Source organism: Sinorhizobium terangae (assembly GCF_029714365.1).
Lineage (GTDB): Bacteria > Pseudomonadota > Alphaproteobacteria > Rhizobiales > Rhizobiaceae > Sinorhizobium > Sinorhizobium terangae.
This window is the reverse complement of sequence record NZ_CP121660.1, coordinates 1,258,586-1,275,478: the sequence shown is the minus strand read 5'-3', so window position 1 is coordinate 1,275,478 and position 16,893 is coordinate 1,258,586. Positions and strand designations below refer to the sequence as shown.

Below are 16,893 nucleotides of genomic sequence, written 5' to 3'. Positions count from 1 at the left end.
GGCAGTCATTTTTTGCCCAGGACTTCGGAGATGGCGCCGACTGCCGCCGTCACGACGATGTCGGCCTCTTCCCGCGTCAGGCAGAGGGGCGGGGCAAAGCCCAGGATGTCACCCTGCGGCATCGCCCGGCCGAGGACGCCGCGCTCTGCCAGCGCCGTAGCCACCCTTGGGCCGACCTTCAGCGCCGGATCGAAGAACTTCCGATCGTCCCGGTCTTCCACGAACTCGATCGCCGCCATCAGACCATCTCCGCGCACTTCGCCGACGTGCCGGTGCTCCGAGAACGCCTTTGCAAGCTCGGATCGGAAATATGCTCCGGTCGAGCCGGCGTTCTCGACGATGCCGAGTTCGTCGATCAATTCGAGATTGCTAATGCCGGCGGCGGCGCAGATCGGGTGGGCGGAGTAGGTCCAGCCATGGCCGATCGGGCCGAGTTCGTCGGATCCCTGCACCAGCACCTGCCACATCTTTTCCGAAACGATGCTGCCGGAAAGCGGCGCATAGGCCGAGGTCAGGCCCTTGGCGATGGTGATGAGGTCCGGCTTGATGCCGTAGTGATCGGAACCGAACATGGTGCCGAGACGTCCGAACCCCGTGACGACCTCGTCGGCAATGAGCAGGATGTCGTATTTCTCGAGCACCGCCTGGATCTTCTGCCAGTAGCCCTTCGGCGGCGGCACAATGCCGCCCGTACCAAGGATCGGCTCACCGATGAAGGCTGCGATCGTATCCGGCCCTTCGGCGAGGATCATTTCCTCCAGCTTGTCGGCGCAATATTGCGAGAACTGCTCTTCGTTCATCGAGCGATCCGGACGGCGGAAATAGTAGGGCGCCTCGGTGTGCAGGATCGGTGCGCGCGGCAGATCGAAGGCATTATGGAATAGGTGCAGGCCGGTCAGCGAGCCGGTCATCACGCCCGAACCATGATAGCCGCGCCAACGGGAAATGATCTTCTTCTTTTCGGGCCGGCCGAGAATGTTGTTGTAGTACCAGATGAGCTTGATGTTGGTCTCGTTGGCATCCGAACCGGAAAGGCCGAAATAGACGCGGCTCATGCCTTTCGGCGCGCGATCGATGATCATCTTGGACAGCCGGATCGACGCCTCGGTGCCGTGGCCGACATAGGCGTGATAATAGGCGAGGTTCTTCGCCTGTTCGCCGATCGCCTCGGCGATCTTCTGCCGGCCATAGCCAACGTTGACGCAGTAGAGGCCAGCGAAGGCGTCGAGGCTGCGCTTGCCGGCAACGTCGGTGATGTAGACGCCTTCGCCGTCACTGATGACCCGTGTCGCGCTCTCGCCGCGCGCATGCATGCCCATATGCGTGGACGGATGGAAGAAATGGTCGCGGTCCCAGGCGGTGAGTTCGTTGCTTTTATCGAGCATGGTCTTTCCTTTCGTCAAATCAGTTCAGGCGGCGGTGTCGATGCAGAGATATTTGAGTTCGGTGAAGGCCTCCATGCCGTGGCGTGAGCCTTCGCGCGCCAAGCCGGACTGCTTCCAGCCGCCGAAGGGGATCGGTCCGCCGGTGATCTTCACCCGGTTGATTGCCACCATGCCGTATTCGAGCGCTCGTGCGAGCCGTAGCTGGCGAGCGCCGTTCTCAGTAACGACGTAGGCCACGAGGCCATATTCGGTGTCGTTCGCCCGGGCGATCACCTCATCCTCGCTGCCGAATGCGGTGACGGCGGCCACGGGGCCGAATGTCTCTTCGCGCATGATCAGCGCGTCGTCCGGCACATCGGTGAGCACGGTCGGCTGGAAGAACAGCGGCCCTGCGGCGTGCCGCTTTCCGCCGATCGCGAGTTTCGCGCCGCATTTCAGCGCATCGGCGACCTGCTCCTCGACTTTGCCGATGGCACGCTCGTGCATGAGCGGTCCGATGTCCGTGTCTTGCGCGAGCCCCGCGCCGACCTTGAGACGGGATACGCGTGCAGCGAAAGCCTCGTTGAAGGCCTTGAGGATCGGTCGCTCGACATAGATCCGGTTCGCCGCCAGGCAGTCCTGCCCGGAGGTCGCGAATTTTGCGGCGATCGCGATGTCCGCCGCCTTCTCCACGTCGGCATCTGCGAAGACGATGAGCGGCGCATGGCCGCCGAGTTCCATCACCAGCCGCTTCATCGTCGGAGCGCACTGGCGGGCGATCAGCTTGCCGATCTCGGTCGAGCCGGTGAAGCTCATGGCGCGCACGCGGGGCTCCTCGCACAGGCGGCCGACAATGGTCGCGGCATCACCGGTGACGACATTGAAGACGCCGGCCGGAAGGCCGGCGCGCTCGCCGAGCTCCGCAAGCGCCAGGGCGGAAAGCGGTGTCTCGGAGGAGGGGTGGGCAACGACTGTGCAGCCGGCGGCAAATGCTGCGGCCGCCTTTCGGGTGATCATCGCGGAGGGGAAGTTCCAGGGCGTGACGACGCCGACCACGCCGAGTGCTTCGCGGCGCACGATCATCTCCGCGCCCGGCAGATGGCTCGTTATGTTCTCGGCGTTGAGCCGCTTGCCTTCCTCGGCATACCACTCGATGAACGAGGCGGCGTAGTCGATTTCGCCACGGGATTCCGCAAGCGGTTTGCCCTGCTCCAGCGTCATCAGCAGCGCGAGATCCTCCTTGGCGGCGAGCATCAGCTCGTACCATTTGCGCAGAATGGCGGCGCGTGCTTGCGGCAACATGCTACGCCATGCCGGGAAAGCCTTGGCAGCGGCATCGACGGCTTCGGAAGTCTGGGCGGCTTCGAGCGATGCGACCCAGGCAAGCGTCGCACCCGTTGCCGGGTCTGAGACCTCGAAGGCCTTGCCGTCACGCCCGGCAACCCAGCGCCCTCCGACATAGGCGAGCTCCCGTAAGAGCTGCCGATCATTCAGGTGGTTCAATGCGTCGTGGAAGGTCGTGCGCGCGAAAACAGCTGTCATGTCCGATCTCCTCTCGTGTTGGCTGTAGTCTGGACTGCAACAGGGAGAGAAGTTGTCTATTCCGGGCACATCCGGCAGAGAGTTGGACTAAATAAGCGGGGTTGGAGAGCCGGATTGTCTACGGCATCCCAATCTACAGCGTATCAGGGATCAGGCTGGTGAGCGGAAGCTGGGTTTCTTCCTTGACCGTCTTGGTGACGATGTAAGTGAAATAGCGGTCGATGCCCAACTCGCGATCCAGCAAGCCATCGATGAGCCGCTGGTAGGCGTCGACGTCGGGTGTCATGATTTTCAGAATATAGTCGACGCCGCCGCCGACGGACCAGCAAGCGACGATTTCGGGAATCGAGGCGACCACCCGTTCGAAGCGTTCGAAATCGGTCTGGCGATGGTTGCCGAGCGTGATTTCGGTGAGAACGCTCGTGACCGGGGTCACCCGGCGCATGGCGAGCCGCGCGTGATAGCCCGTTACTATCCCGGCCTTTTCCAGTTTCCTCAGCCTCAGCCAGCACGGTGTTGGCGACAGCCCCGCCTTTTCGGCGAGCGCCAGCTTGGTAATTCTTCCGTCCTTCTGGATCGCTTCCAGGATGCGCAGATCAATGGCGTCAAGCTTGATCATGCCTTGGAACGCTCTTCGGACTGTTCCGACTTCTCGGCATAGGCCATCATGCGGTGGAAGCTCATCGAGATATGGGCCCGCCGAATGTACCCGATCGCCTCCCAGTCGCCGATTTCGGCGGCGGACAGGACAGCCTGCATCTCGTTGCGAAAGGCCGAGTACTCTTCCGCCAATCCGAGCTTCGGCATCATTTTCAAGACGACGCGAACGACCTGATAGTACAGTCGCTCGCTGATCTCCCGCAGCGGGAGGTTTCCCGTAAACGCCCTGATTTCGGTAAAGAATGCCATGTTCAGGTGCAGGAAGGCCTTTTGCGTGGGATTTTTCATCTCCTCGTCGCAGCGGGCTATCAGCGCCCTGATCCTTTCGAGATCCTCGGCGCTGCGCGGGATCGGCGAAAGCTTGCCGACCAGAAGCGCAAGTTCCATGCGCAAATGATAGATCTGCACCAATTCCCCGATATCGGGGTCGGTCACGATCGTCCCGACACCATGCACCGATTCCACCAGCCCCTCGGACTCCAGCCTTGCCAGCACACGTCTCACGGGCGTGCGGCTGGTGGAAAATTCCTTCGCCAGCTCTTCCTCGGACAGACGGCTGCTCGGTGCGTATTCGAGCATGCAGATGCGGTCCCTGAGGGTATGGTATATCCGGTCGAACCTCTCTCTGGCCGATGCCGGCTGGAGGGAGTTGCTGGTTTCGACATTGTCGGGCAATTCCGGATGCAAGATTATCCTGCTTCCAAGACAGCGTTCAGAAACTGCCTTGTCCTTTCGTTCTTGGGGTTTCCAAAGATTTCCGACGGCGCGCCCTGCTCGCAAATCTTGCCTTGATAGAAGAAGCACACCCTGTCCGAAAACTCCTTGGCGAAACCCATCTGGTGGGTGACCATGAGCATGGTCAGGTCGTGTTCGCGCCCGATCTTCCTTATAACCTGCAGGACTTCGCCGACAAGTTCCGGGTCGAGCGCCGACGTGACTTCGTCGAACAACATGATCTTCGGCCGCATTGCAAGCGCCCGCGCGATCGCCACGCGCTGCTGCTGACCGCCCGACAGCTGCGACGGGTAGTGATCCTTCTTGGCGGACAGGCCGACCATGTTGAGAAGTTCCGCCGCGCGTTCCTCGGCCTCCGAGCGCTTCATTCCGAGCACGGTTATCGGAGCTTCGATGCAGTTTCCCATCGCCGTCATGTGCGGGAAGAGGTTGAAGGACTGGAATACCATGCCGATTTTCGCGCGGATCCGGCGTATGTGCTTGGTGGTCGCAGGCACGAGCTTGCCGTTCTGCATCATGTGCGTCATGGGCTCCCCATCGACCCAGAGGACGCCGTCATTGATGGCCTCCAACGTCATAAGCATGCGCAAGACGGTCGTCTTGCCGGAGCCCGAGGGACCGATGATCGACACCTTCTCGCCGCGGCCGATGTCAAGATTGAGATTGTCGAGAACGGTGAGCGGGCCGTAGCGTTTTGAAACGTTCTCGAAGCGTACCATTGGCATGTCGTTCATCTTTTATCTCCGCTGCAACCACGATTCGAGCATCCGGACCATGCCCGCTGAAACGAGACTCATAACCAGGAAGAACACCCCGACGAGCGTGACGGGCTCGGTATAGCGGAAGGTCTCGGATCCGATGTTCTTTGCGGTCTGCATGAGCTCGAGGACGGCAATGGCCGAAAGCAAGGGTGTCTCCTTGAAAAGCGCGATCAGATAGTTTCCAAGCGCAGGAACGACCGGAGGCAGGGCCTGAGGCAGGATTATATCCTTGAAAGTGTTCCAGGGAGACAGATTGAGAGCGATCGATGCCTCCCATTGCCCTCTCGGAACGTTCTCGAACCCGGCCCGGTAAACCTCGGAGCAATAGGCGGCATAGTGAATGCCAATGGCTGCCACGCCGGCCGTAAACGCATCCAGCACGAATCCTGCCTTCGGCAAGACGAAGTAGAGGAAGAATATCTGGATGAGCAGGGGCGTCGACCGGATCAGTTCCACGAGCACCGTGACGACGACGCCGGCGGCCGGAAAAGCCAGCCTGATGGAGGCGAGCACAAGGCCGAGTGTCGCCGCTATGACGAAACCGAGAGCGGTCGCTTCGACCGTCATGATCGCCGCCCGAGCAAGCACCGGCAGAATCTCGAATGTGAATGTCCAATCCCACATCAGGCGACCCTTCCGCGTGTCAGTCCCCTCGACGCGCGCTGCTCAAGCAGGCGCATGCCAATGGTGACGGTTAGAGAAATGGCCAGATAGATCAGCAGCACGAGGGTAAACACCGGGACGGTCTTCAGTGTGGTCTGGTTCATTTGCTGGGCCTTGAAGGTGAGGTCCGCGAGCGTAATCAGGGAAACGAGCGACGTGGACTTCACCAGTTCGATGAAAAGGTTGCCCCAGGGCGGGATCATCGCCGTAAACGCCTGCGGCAGAATGATCCGGCGCAGCATTTGTGCCTGAGACATGTTCAGTGCGATCGAAGCCTCCCACTGTCCGCGCGCCACGGAAACGATGGCACCCCGGACCACTTCCGCTCCATAGGCTCCAATGTTCAGGCCGAGCGCCAGAACCGCCACCACAAAGGCGTCGAGGAAGATGCCGAATTGCGGCAGGACGAAATAGAGCCAAAAGAGCTGCACCAACGCGGAAGTCCCGCGGAAGATTTCAATGTAGGTCGTCGAAAGCCACCTTATCGGCAGAGGGCCGTAGAGCTTTGCGAGTGCCGCTATCAGCGCCATGAATACGGCGAGTACAGCACCCAGAAGCGTGATCTCTACCGTCAGGACGGCGCCGTCGAGCAAGCCCGGCATGAAGAGCCGGTAATCAGGGTTGGCCGAAAGCAGGGCAATCAGCAGCAACGTTGCCGCGAGCATCGCGGCGAGCATGCGAATCCACATCTGGGTCCCTCATGAACGCAGGGATTGGAAGTGCGGCGCTTTCGCGCCGCCGGCCAGAAGGCGTTACTCGCCTGCGCAAAGCTGCGCGGTCGTCTTGTTTGGCAGATAGGCCTTGCCAAAGCCCAGCGGTTCGACGAGGGCGATGTGTTCGGGGGTGCCCAGGAAGGCGGCGAGCTCCTTGTTGAAGGCCTCGACGAGGTCCTTGTCTTCCTTGCGGAAGCCGAAGCCGCCATGGCCCTTGACCGACTTTCCGGCAACTTCACCAAAGGGCTCGGTCGATTCCACGCCTTCCGCCTTCTTGGCCATCTCGGCGATGGAGAGCGCGGTCAGCGCTGCCGCATCCGCGCGGCCGGCCTGGACAGCGGCGACGAGGCTGGACTGATCGGGCAGCGAGATGATCTGGTCGGGCGCGACGCCGGCATCCTTGGCGTAGCCGTTCTCGACAGCACCCGCCATCACGGCGAGCTTCAGGTCCTTGTTGGACGCGAACGTGGAATAGTCCTTGACCGCCTTGGGGTTGCCCTTCGCGACCAGCATGGCCTGCCCGATGCCATAGGAGGGCTCGGAGAAGGCGATCTCGGCGCAACGCTTGGGATTGATGAACATGCCCGCCGCGATGATGTCGAAGCGACCTGCCTTCAAGCCCGGAATGAGCGAGCCGAATTCCGTGAGGACGCCGTCCACTTCCGCGATGCCCATTTTCTTGAGCACGGCCTTCGCAACTTCCGGCGCTTCTCCCGTGAGCTTTCCGTCCGGCGTCGCAAATCCGAAAGGCGCCTCATTGGCAAATCCGATGCGGATATAGCCGGCAGCCTTTGCCCTCTCGAGGGTCGACTCGGCATGGGCGTAGCCGGAGAAGGACACGGCGGCAATCGTGAGGGCTGCTGCCCTCAGTGCATTCCTGCGGGAAATGAGAGTTTTGAACATGGGTTCCCCTTTTATTTGAACATGGTGTTCGCCTCGCACGGCTTGGATGCCTCGCGAGAGAATAGAAGTATACATCTGTCTCTCGTTTTGGCAAGAAGCTCCGGAGGAAATGCGAAAATCTGGAAAGCCTGTTGCGTGTCGCGCAAAATGATGTACACATCTATGTCGTCGTACACGATGGAGGAGATGTCGTGAGCAGGTCGGCTGTTTTTACCGCGGCGGAGTATTCACGCCGGATCCGTGACGTGAAGAAGCGCATGGAGCGGGCGGGCTTCGACCTCATCATCTGTCAGGATCCCGCGAACATGGGTTGGCTCACCGGCTACGACGGCTGGTCCTTCTATGTTCCGCAGTGCGTCCTCGTGCACGCGGACGAGGAACTGCCCATCTGGTTCGGCCGCGCGCAGGACGAGAAGAGCGCCCTTCTGACGACCGGCTTGCCTCAGAGCAACGTCGTACCGTTTTCGGAGTATCTGGTGCAGAACCCGGAAGGCCATCCCTTCGACGAGCTTGCCGAACTGGTGCGGGCCCGTGGCTGGGGGGAGGCGCGCATCGGGGTGGAGATGGACGCGCACTACTACACGGCGCGGTGCCACGCCCATCTCGTCAAGGGGCTTCCGGATGCCCGCTTTTCCAACAATGGCGATCTCGTCAATTGGGCTCGCCTGATCAAATCGGAACCCGAACTGACCCTGATGCGTGAGGCCGGCGCCATTTGCTCACATGCGATGGAGCGGGCCGTCGCGAAGATGAGCCCTGGGGTGCCGCAGAACGAAGTCATCGCCGAGCTCTATCACGCCCAGATCATGGGCGTCGGTGGTCTCGGCGGCGACTATGCCGCCATCTGCCCGCTGATGCCCGTCGGTGAAGGCACCGCCACGCCGCATCTGACCTGGACCGAGGACCCCCTGCCGCAGTCCGGCCTCGCGATCCTTGAAATCGCCGGGGTCAGGCGGCGTTACCATGCGGCGCTTACCCGCACGGTGCATTTTGGCCGGCCGCCGCAGACCTACATCGATATCGCCAAGGCCATTGTCGACGGTGTGGACGCCGGGCTCGAAAAGGCGCGTTCCGGCAACACCGCCGGGGAGGTCGAGGCCGCATGGCAGGCGGTTCTGCGCAGCCGGGGGCTGAAAAAGGAAAGCCGCGTCGGTTATCCGATCGGCCTGGCCTATCCGCCGGACTGGGGCGAGCGCACGGTCAGTCTCCGTCCGGGCGATCGGACCGAGCTGCAGCCAGGCATGTGCTTTCACATGATGGCCGGTGTCTGGCTTGGCGATTTCGGCCTGGCGATATCCGAGTCCTTCGTCGTCACGGATAAGGGCGGGGAGAAGCTTTGCACGTCGCCCCGGGAACTGATCGTCGTCGAATAGACGCCCATTGATATCCATTCGAAGCGCCGCCGACCGAGGGCGGAAGACAAGAGAGAAACCATGGACGGTAATCCCTTTACCGATGGCGAGATCGCGCGCCGTCTTGATGCTGTTAGAGCCGGGCTCGTCGATCGCGGACTTGACGCGGCGGTTTTCGCATCGCCGGAAAACATCTTTTATCTGACCGGTCTCGACCACTGGGGCTACTTTGCCCCCCATCTTCTCATCGTTCCGCTCCGGGGTGTGCCCACCCTCGTCACCCGCGCGATGGAGCGGGTGACGATCGAAAATCATGTCCGTGCGGCCGAGTTCCGCGGCCACAGCGATAGCGAAACCGCGGCCGACCTTGCGTCGCGCATCCTCAACGATCAGGGCTTTGCCGGAAAGCGGCTCGGGCTCGAGCAATGGACGTCCGGGCTGAGCCACGGGCTTGCGCAGCGGCTGGAATCGCTCGTGTCCGCCGAGTGGAGCGATATCTCCAACCTCGTGGATCAGTTGCGACTGGTGAAGAGCGCCGAGGAGCAGGTCCTCATGCGGCGGGCGGCCGCGGTCACGGACGCGGCGGCCAGCGCCGCCATCGAGGCGATCGCCGACGGTGCACGGGAGCGCGACGTTGCTGCGGAATGCATCGCCGCGATGACCCGCGCGGGAGGTCACGTGCCTGGCTTTGGCCCCTTCATCCGTCCGGCCTCCCGCCTTGGCGAGGAGCACACGACTTGGGGATCGGGAAACTACCGCCAAGGAGAGCCGGTCTTCATCGAGCTTTCCGGGTGCATCTCGCGCTATCACGCGCCGCTCGGGCGCCTGATCCGGCTTGGAGGCATCAGCGACGCCGATGCGCGCATGGCGGAAGTGACGGCGGCGGCCTTTGATGCCGTGGTCGGGGCGCTCAGGCCCGGCGCACGCGCCCGGGATGTCTATGCCGCCTGGCAGGCTGTCGTCGATGATGCGGGCCTTTCCCATTACCGCCGCCATCACTGCGGCTACTGCGTGGGCGTCGGCCAGCCGCCGTCGTGGACGGGCGGAAACACGGTGACCGGTCTCAGGCACGATTCCGATCTCGAGATCCGCACGGGCATGAGCTTCCACATCCTTTCCTGGCTTATGGGGACCGGAAAGGGGGACGATTTCGTCTCCAACACCGTCTTGCTGACGGAGACCGGACCCGAGGTGCTGACGCGCACGCCGCTCGGCCCGATCGTTCGATAGGACTTTGTCATGAGCCGCTATTCGGTCTTCTCGCTGCTGCGCCACGCAGCCACAGGCAACCGGGGATGGCAACGCGCCTGGCGGGCCGCCACTCCGAAGGCCTCCTATGACGTCGTCATCATAGGTGGGGGCGGGCACGGCCTCGCGACCGCCTTCTACCTCGCCGAGAACCACGGCATCCGCAACGTCGCGGTGGTGGAGAAAGGCTATATCGGCGGCGGCAATGTGGGCCGGAACACGACGGTCATCCGGTCGAACTATCTGCTCGACGGCAACACCCAGTTCTACGAGTTCTCCATGAAGCTCTGGGAGGGAATGTCGGCGGCGCTGAACTTCAACGTCATGTTCTCCCAGCGCGGCCAGCTCGTGACGGCACATTCGGCGGATCAGCTCGATACGTTCAGCCACCGCGCCAATGTCATGCGCTCGAACGGCATCGATGCGGAGATTCTCGACCGGGACGCCGTGCGCAAGCTCGTGCCCTATCTCGACTTCTCCGACACGGCGCGGTTTCCGATCCATGGGGCGATCTTCCAGGGGCGCGCCGGCACGGCCCGCCACGATGCGGTCGCATGGGGTTATGCACGCGCGGCAAGCGGCCACGGTGTCGACATCATCGAGGGCTGCGAAGTTACGGACTTTGTCCGGCAGGGCGATCGGATCGTTGGCGTTGAAACCACCCGTGGCCGCATCGGTGCCGGCCGGGTCGGCCTTGCGGTGGCCGGCCATACGTCGGTCCTTGCCCAGAAGGCGGGGCTGGAGCTCCCGATCGAGAGCCATCTGCTTCAGGCCTTCGTAACGGAGCCGGTCAAGCCGTTGGTCGACCATGTCGTCGCCTACGGGGCGGACCACTTCTACCTCAGCCAGTCCGACAAGGGCGGTCTCGTCTTCGGCGGCAACCTCGACGGCTACAATTCCTACTCCCAGCGCGGCAATACCGGCGTGCTGCGCGAGGTCTGTGAAGCCGCGATCGCGCTGATGCCGAACATCTCGCGCCTGCGCCTGCTGCGCCATTGGGGCGGCATCATGGACATGACGCCGGACGCCAGCCCGATCATCTCGCTGACGCCCGTCGATGGCCTCTATCTGAATGGCGGCTGGTGCTACGGCGGGTTCAAGGCGACCCCCGCATCCGGCTGGTGCTTCGCCGAGATGCTGGCGACTGGCGAGACGCCGGCGCTCGTCCGCGGCTATGGGCTGGGGCGCTTCCGCAGTGGGCACATGATCGACGAGGCTGGTGCCGGCCCCTTCGCGTGGCTTCAATAGGAGAGCGAGATGCTTCGTATCGACTGCCCCTGCTGCGGCATGCGTGACCACAGTGAATTCCGTTACGGCGGCGATGCCACCGTCGAGCGCCCCGCTCACGACAATCCGGATGGCGATGCCTGGTATCGCTACGTGTACGTGCGCGCCAATCCCAAGGGGCTGCATCGGGAATATTGGCAGCACGTTCTCGGCTGCCGCCAATGGCTTGTCGTCGAGCGCGACACGGTCACGCACTCGATCCATTCGGTCAGTTTCTCAAGAAGGCAACGGGCATGACACCCACCGAAAAGCGCCTTGCGTCGGGCGGATATCTGGACCGCTCGCAAGTCATCAAGTTTATGTTCGATGGCCGTCAGTACGCGGGATTCAAGGGAGACACGCTCGCTTCCGCCCTGCTTGCGAGCGGGGTCGCGCTGGTCGGCAGGAGCTTCAAGTATCATCGTCCCCGCGGCATCCTTTCCGCTGGCGCGGAAGAGCCGAACGCACTGGTGACGGTTGGCACCGGCGCGCGCCGGGAGCCGAACCTGCCGGCCACGATGCTTGAACTGGCATTCGGCCTGGAAGCGGCAAGCCAGAACAACTGGCCGTCGTTGCGTTTCGATGTCCGGAGCGTCAACAGCCTGTTCAGCCCGCTGCTTTCCTCGGGCTTCTACTACAAGACCTTCATGGGACCGAGCCGCCGTGCCTGGATGTTCTATGAGCACTTCATCCGCAAGGCCGCCGGTCTCGGCAAGGCGACAATGCTGCCGGACCCGGATGTGTACGACTCCCGTGACGATTTCACGGACGTGGCGGTCGTCGGCAGTGGCGCGGCCGGACTTTCCGCCGCCCGGGCCGCCGCGCAAGCCGGAGCGCGTGTGTTGCTGATCGAGCAGGACTTCGAAATCGGCGGCCTCCTGCTTTCCGAGCCTGCGGGAGCGGCATGGCTCGGCGCGATGCGGGCAGAGCTTGAGGAAATGGCGAACGTGCGCATCATGCGCCGCACGACCGCCTTCGGCCTCTATGACGGGAATACGCTTGCACTGATCGAGGATGCGGATCTCTTCGCTGGTCCCGCGATGGATGCGGCGCGGAAAACCTTCACATTGCTGCACGCCCGCAGCATCGTTTTTGCGACGGGCGCGATCGAGCGGCCGATGGTCTTCTCGAATAATGACCGGCCGGGCGTCATGCTGAACTCGGCGCTCAGGGCGTATGTCAATCGCTACGCGGTTCTGCCCGGCAGGAACGTCGTGATCGCGACCGCTGACGACAGCGCTTATCTCACCGCTTTCGATCTCCTCACCCACGGCGCACGCGTCACGATCGCCGACGCGAGGCCGCTCGCGGAGCCGACGCTGCTTGCGAAGGCCAAGCAATTGGGTGCTGAGATTCACCTCGCGACGAATGTCGCGGACGTGAAAGGCAAATATGCGGTAACCGGTGTCGTTCTCGCAGGAAAATCAGGCACCACCGGCGTCAGTTGCGATCTGGTCGGCATGTCCGCCGGCTGGTCTCCGGTGCTGCATCTGACGTCGCACCAGGGAGTGAAGCCTGTCTACCGCCCAGAGATCGACGCCTTTGTTCCGGGGCAGCTCCCCGAAACCCAGTTCGTCGCGGGCGCGGCGGGCGGAAGCCTGAGCGTCTCGGCGGCGATCGCCGAGGGTGCCAGCGCCGGCCGCGCGGCGGCCGCCGTCGCTGGAAAGGCCGGGACAGTCACCGAATTGCCCGCTTTGGAGATCGAGGAGGCGGCCGGACCGACGACCGTCTACAAGCCGATCTTCGGTCAGCGAAAGGCATTTGTCGATTTCCAGATGGACGTGACGCTCGACGATATCCAACTCGCCCAGCGGGAAGGCTACGAGTCGGTCGAGCACCTCAAGCGCTATACGACGCTCGGTATGGGTACCGACCAAGGCAAGACCAGCAATATCAACGCCCTGAAGGTGATGGCCAAATTGCGCGGGATTTCGATCCCGGAGGCCGGAACGACTACCTTCCGGCCGCCCTATACGCCGGTGGCGATCGGGGCGGTTGCCGGGCGTGCGACAGGTCACCACTTCCGTCCCTACCGCCTCACGCCGATCCACGACTGGCATACCGCAAATGGCGCGCAGATGCTCGAGGTCGGTCTCTGGATGCGGCCGTGGTTCTTCGAGGCTTCCGGCAAGGATGTGAACACGGCTTACGTCAACGAAATGCGGCTTGTGCGATCCGCGGCGGGGATCATGGACATCTCGACACTCGGCAAGATCGACATCCAGGGACCGGACGCAGCCGCCTTTCTCGACAGGGTCTACGCCAACGGTTTCGCCAGCCTTAAAGTCGGGCGGGCGCGTTACGGCGTCATGCTGCGCGACGACGGAATTGTTTTCGATGATGGAACGACGACCCGCCTCGAGCAGAACCGCTTCTTCATGACGACGTCGACCGCCAAGGCGGCGGACGTGCTTTCCTGGCTGGAGTTCCTGCTGGACACGGCGTGGCCGGATTTGCGCGTCTCCGTTTCATCGGTCAGCGACGAATGGGCGGGTATGTCGGTCACTGGGCCTGAGAGCGCCAAAATACTCGCGGCGGCGTTCCCGGAGATCGATTTCTCCAACGAGGCGCTGCCGCACATGGGGCTGACCGAGGGAATGTTCAAGGAAAGCCCGCTGAGGATCATACGCCTCAGCTACTCCGGCGAGCGCGCCTACGAGATCTATGTCGGGGCCTCGAATGGAGAAGCCGCCTGGCGGCATCTCATCGATGCCGGCGCGCCAAACGGCCTGAAACCCTACGGCGTCGAGGCGCTTGGTGCGCTGCGCATCGAAAAGGGCCACGTAGCCGGCCCGGAAATCGACGGCAGGACGACGCTTGCGGACCTCGGCATGGGCCGGATGGTCGCCAAGCGCAGCGGCTATGTCGGCGAGGCGCTCAGCCATCGGGAGGCGTTTCAGGCTGCAAACCGCCAGCGGCTGGTCGGCCTGAAATGCATCGAACCGGGCAAACGGCTTCGCGGTGGGGCGCTTCTGTTTGCACCCGGCGAGCCGCTGCAAGGCCACGGCCACGGCCGCATGACGTCGATCACCTACAGTCCGGAGCTGGACTGCTACGTCGGCCTCGGACTGCTTGCCGCGGACTTCAAAGGCGACGAGGTGATTGCCTCCTACCCCATGAAAAATGAGGTCGTGCGGGCGCGCGTCGTTTCGCCCGTCTTCCTCGATCCCGCCGGAGAACGCATGCATGGTTGAGACGTCATCCGCCAAGCGCATGGTGCTGAAGCAACTGCCATGCCCGCTCATTCAATGCGATGCATGGGAGGGCACCCTTGCGGCTTTCGAGTCGGCGCTCGCCGGCGAGATCGGTGGCGCCCTGCCGATCCAGGTCGGGCAGATTGCCGGCCGCGACGGCCTCAGCGTCGTGCGCGCCGGACCACAGCGCTTCTGGATTTTCCCGTCCGAGCGCTCGTCGGCGATCGCTTCCGGCATTCCGCCCGAATTGGGCTGCAGGCTGGACCTCAGCGAAGGGCGGATACGCATCGAGGTCTCCACGCCCGATCTGCGCGATGTCGTCTCCAAGTGTCTGGCGATCGACTGGGACCGCACACTGGGCGTTGCGACCTTTTCCTCGCTGCACCGCATCCCGGTCATGTTCACGCGTTTCTCGGAGCGCGATGGCGAATTTGTCGTGCCGCGAAGCTTCGCAAGGAGCATCTCTGAATGGCTGGAGGAATGCCAGTGATGGAGCTCGACGCTTTCCTGGCGGCCCGGCAACGGATCGCCGGCCGGGTGCTGCGCACCCCCTTTGTCCTTTCCGCGTCGCTTTCCGAGCGCTGCGGCGTGCCAGTCGGCCTGAAGCTCGAACACCACCAGACGACCGGCAGCTTCAAGCTGCGCGGCGCTACCAACGCCGTCCTGTCGCTCAGCCCGCAGGAGCGGGCGCGCGGTGTCGTGGCGGCCTCGACTGGCAATCACGGCCGGGCGCTTGCCCATGCGGCGAAAGCCGAAGGATCGAGCGCAACGATCTGCATGTCGCGGCTGGTGCCCGAGAACAAGGTGTCGGAGATTCGGCGCCTCGGCGCGAATGTGAGAATCGTCGGCAGATCGCAGGACGAGGCCCAGCAGGAGGTCGACCGTCTGGTCAGCGAGGAGGGGCTGGTGATGGTGCCGCCGTTCGATCATCCGGCGATCGTTGCCGGCCAGGCTACCTTGGGGCTGGAGATAGTCGACGACATGCCGGAGGTGTCGACGGTGCTGGTGCCGCTCTCGGGCGGCGGGCTCGCGGCGGGCGTCGCCGCAGCGGTCAAAGCGCGCCGGCCAAAGGCACGGGTGATCGGGCTGACGATGGAGCGCGGTGCGGCGATGAAGGCAAGCCTCGACGCCGGCCGGCCCGTGCAGGTCGAGGAAGAGGAAAGTCTTGCGGACTCGCTCGGCGGCGGGATCGGACTCGACAACCGCGTCACCTTCACCATGTGTCGTGATCTCCTCGACGAAGTCGTGCTGCTTTCCGAAGAAGAGATCGCCGCCGGCATGCGACACGCCTACGAACAGGAACGCGAGATTGTCGAGGGGGCAGGGGCCGTCGGCTTTGCGGCACTTTTGGCGGGCAAGGTCAAAGACATTGGCGGACCTGTCGCGCTGATCCTTTCAGGACGCAACATCGACATGGGGCTGCACCGGCGCGTGATCAACGGCGAGAAGGATCCCCTGCGGGAGGGTAGTAGAACATGACACAAATGAAGATTCTCACAGAGGCTGATCTGAGGGCGGTCGCATCGCTCGACCCCGAGGCGGTCGATTGCGTCGAGAGCGCTTTCCATGCCTTGGCTACGAAGGCCGTGGCAATGCCGCCCATCCTGCGGCTGGACATTCCGGAGTACCGCGGCGAGGTCGACGTCAAGACGGCCTATGTTCCCGGTATCGAAGGCTTTGCAATCAAGATCAGCCCTGGCTTCTTCGACAATCCCAAGATCGGCTTGCCGAGCACCAACGGGATGATGGTGCTGCTGTCCAGCCGCACCGGCCTCGTTCAGGCGCTGTTGCTCGATAACGGCTACCTGACGGATGTCCGCACCGCCGCCGCCGGAGCGGTTGCCGCGAAGCATCTCGCCCGCAAGGATGCCAGCGTTGCCGCGGTTCTGGGAGCCGGGATGCAGGCGAAGCTGCAGCTTCAGGCGCTCGCGCTGGTGCGGCCAATCCGCGAAGCGCGCATCTGGGCGCGGGATCATGCCAAGGCCAAGGCTGCGGCAGATGAGCTTGCCGAAAAGCTCGGGATCCCCGTGACCGCCGTTTCAGACGCGAAGGCAGCTGTCTCGGGCGCACACGTCATCATCACGACGACGCCCTCGGCCACGCCCATTCTGAAAGCGGAATGGCTCGAGAAAGGACAGCACGTTACGGCTATGGGCTCGGACGCCGAGCACAAGAATGAGATTGAGCCCGCCGTCATTGGCCGCGCGGACCTCTATGTGGCCGACAGTCTCGCGCAGACGCGCAGGCTCGGCGAACTGCACCACGCCATTGAGGCTGGCGTTGTCGGGGCCGCGAATGACTTCCCGGAGCTTGGGCAGATCATCGCCGGGCAGAGACCGGGACGCGCGGACGCCGATCAGATCACCATCGCGGATCTCACCGGAACCGGCATTCAGGATACGGCAATCGCCACCCTCGCCTTCACGCGGGCCAATACGGCGGATGCCGGGACTACGTTCGTAAGCTAGACCCTGGGAAAAATCGAGGAAACG

General features: G+C 63.1%; 16 protein-coding genes. 8 read left to right on the top strand and 8 right to left on the bottom strand.

Translation table 11 applies throughout. The annotated features are described in order from the left end of the window. Positions 1–5 precede the first annotated feature (5 nt). The 8 genes from QA637_RS24615 to ehuB all read right to left on the bottom strand — a co-directional run bounded on the left by QA637_RS24615 (position 6) and on the right by ehuB (position 7,341). Positions 6–1,385 (bottom strand): aspartate aminotransferase family protein, encoded by a 1,380-nt coding sequence (locus QA637_RS24615; RefSeq protein ID WP_283065293.1) that lies wholly within the window; start codon positions 1,383–1,385, stop codon positions 6–8. Between the two features lie 24 nt (positions 1,386–1,409). Continuing rightward, on the bottom strand, positions 1,410–2,906 hold the full coding sequence (locus tag QA637_RS24610) for an NAD-dependent succinate-semialdehyde dehydrogenase (protein ID WP_283065292.1): 1,497 nt from the start codon (positions 2,904–2,906) through the stop codon (positions 1,410–1,412). Between the two features lie 133 nt (positions 2,907–3,039). After that, a complete protein-coding gene (locus QA637_RS24605) occupies positions 3,040–3,522 on the bottom strand; it encodes an Lrp/AsnC family transcriptional regulator (protein WP_283067337.1) in 483 nt (160 codons plus the stop codon). Then, positions 3,522–4,145 carry a GntR family transcriptional regulator gene (locus QA637_RS24600; protein ID WP_428843141.1) on the bottom strand — a complete coding sequence of 208 codons (624 nt, stop codon included), beginning with the start codon at positions 4,143–4,145 and terminating at the stop codon, positions 3,522–3,524. The genes QA637_RS24605 and QA637_RS24600 overlap by 1 nt, the downstream gene beginning before the upstream one ends. Positions 4,146–4,255: 110 nt before the next feature. Continuing rightward, entirely contained in the window at positions 4,256–5,035 is a 780-nt protein-coding gene (gene ehuA, locus QA637_RS24595) for an ectoine/hydroxyectoine ABC transporter ATP-binding protein EhuA (protein WP_283065291.1), read from the bottom strand. Positions 5,036–5,038: 3 nt separating this feature from the next. Next, on the bottom strand, positions 5,039–5,686 hold the full coding sequence (gene ehuD / locus QA637_RS24590) for an ectoine/hydroxyectoine ABC transporter permease subunit EhuD (RefSeq protein ID WP_283065289.1): 648 nt from the start codon (positions 5,684–5,686) through the stop codon (positions 5,039–5,041). Beyond that, complete coding sequence (ehuC, locus tag QA637_RS24585) at positions 5,686–6,327, bottom strand: ectoine/hydroxyectoine ABC transporter permease subunit EhuC (RefSeq protein WP_428843170.1); 642 nt, start codon at positions 6,325–6,327, stop codon at positions 5,686–5,688. Before ehuC ends, ehuD begins: the two co-directional genes overlap by 1 nt. A gap of 150 nt (positions 6,328–6,477) precedes the next feature. Next, positions 6,478–7,341 (bottom strand): ectoine/hydroxyectoine ABC transporter substrate-binding protein EhuB, encoded by an 864-nt coding sequence (ehuB, locus tag QA637_RS24580; protein ID WP_283065285.1) that lies wholly within the window; start codon positions 7,339–7,341, stop codon positions 6,478–6,480. 191 nt (positions 7,342–7,532) lie between these two features. Between ehuB and QA637_RS24575 the strand changes: the two genes are divergently transcribed. The 8 genes from QA637_RS24575 to eutC are packed head-to-tail and all read left to right on the top strand — an operon-like array spanning position 7,533 to position 16,869. Further along, positions 7,533–8,714, top strand: coding sequence for a M24 family metallopeptidase (locus QA637_RS24575; protein WP_283065283.1), 1,182 nt, complete (start codon positions 7,533–7,535; stop codon positions 8,712–8,714). Positions 8,715–8,774: 60 nt separating this feature from the next. Beyond that, positions 8,775–9,923, top strand: a complete 1,149-nt coding sequence (locus QA637_RS24570; protein WP_283065281.1) for a M24 family metallopeptidase — start codon at positions 8,775–8,777, stop codon at positions 9,921–9,923. A gap of 9 nt (positions 9,924–9,932) precedes the next feature. Next, positions 9,933–11,189 (top strand): sarcosine oxidase subunit beta family protein, encoded by a 1,257-nt coding sequence (locus tag QA637_RS24565; RefSeq protein ID WP_283065279.1) that lies wholly within the window; start codon positions 9,933–9,935, stop codon positions 11,187–11,189. Positions 11,190–11,198: 9 nt separating this feature from the next. Continuing rightward, on the top strand, positions 11,199–11,465 hold the full coding sequence (locus QA637_RS24560) for a sarcosine oxidase subunit delta (protein ID WP_153439551.1): 267 nt from the start codon (positions 11,199–11,201) through the stop codon (positions 11,463–11,465). Next, positions 11,462–14,401 carry a sarcosine oxidase subunit alpha family protein gene (locus tag QA637_RS24555; protein ID WP_283065277.1) on the top strand — a complete coding sequence of 980 codons (2,940 nt, stop codon included), beginning with the start codon at positions 11,462–11,464 and terminating at the stop codon, positions 14,399–14,401. The genes QA637_RS24560 and QA637_RS24555 overlap by 4 nt, the downstream gene beginning before the upstream one ends. Further along, positions 14,394–14,891 carry an aminomethyltransferase family protein gene (locus QA637_RS24550; protein WP_283065275.1) on the top strand — a complete coding sequence of 166 codons (498 nt, stop codon included), beginning with the start codon at positions 14,394–14,396 and terminating at the stop codon, positions 14,889–14,891. The genes QA637_RS24555 and QA637_RS24550 overlap by 8 nt, the downstream gene beginning before the upstream one ends. Further along, complete coding sequence (gene eutB, locus QA637_RS24545; protein WP_283065273.1) at positions 14,870–15,880, top strand: hydroxyectoine utilization dehydratase EutB; 1,011 nt, start codon at positions 14,870–14,872, stop codon at positions 15,878–15,880. The genes QA637_RS24550 and eutB overlap by 22 nt, the downstream gene beginning before the upstream one ends. Next, on the top strand, positions 15,877–16,869 hold the full coding sequence (eutC, locus tag QA637_RS24540; RefSeq protein WP_283065271.1) for an ectoine utilization protein EutC: 993 nt from the start codon (positions 15,877–15,879) through the stop codon (positions 16,867–16,869). The genes eutB and eutC overlap by 4 nt, the downstream gene beginning before the upstream one ends. Positions 16,870–16,893: the final 24 nt, after the last annotated feature.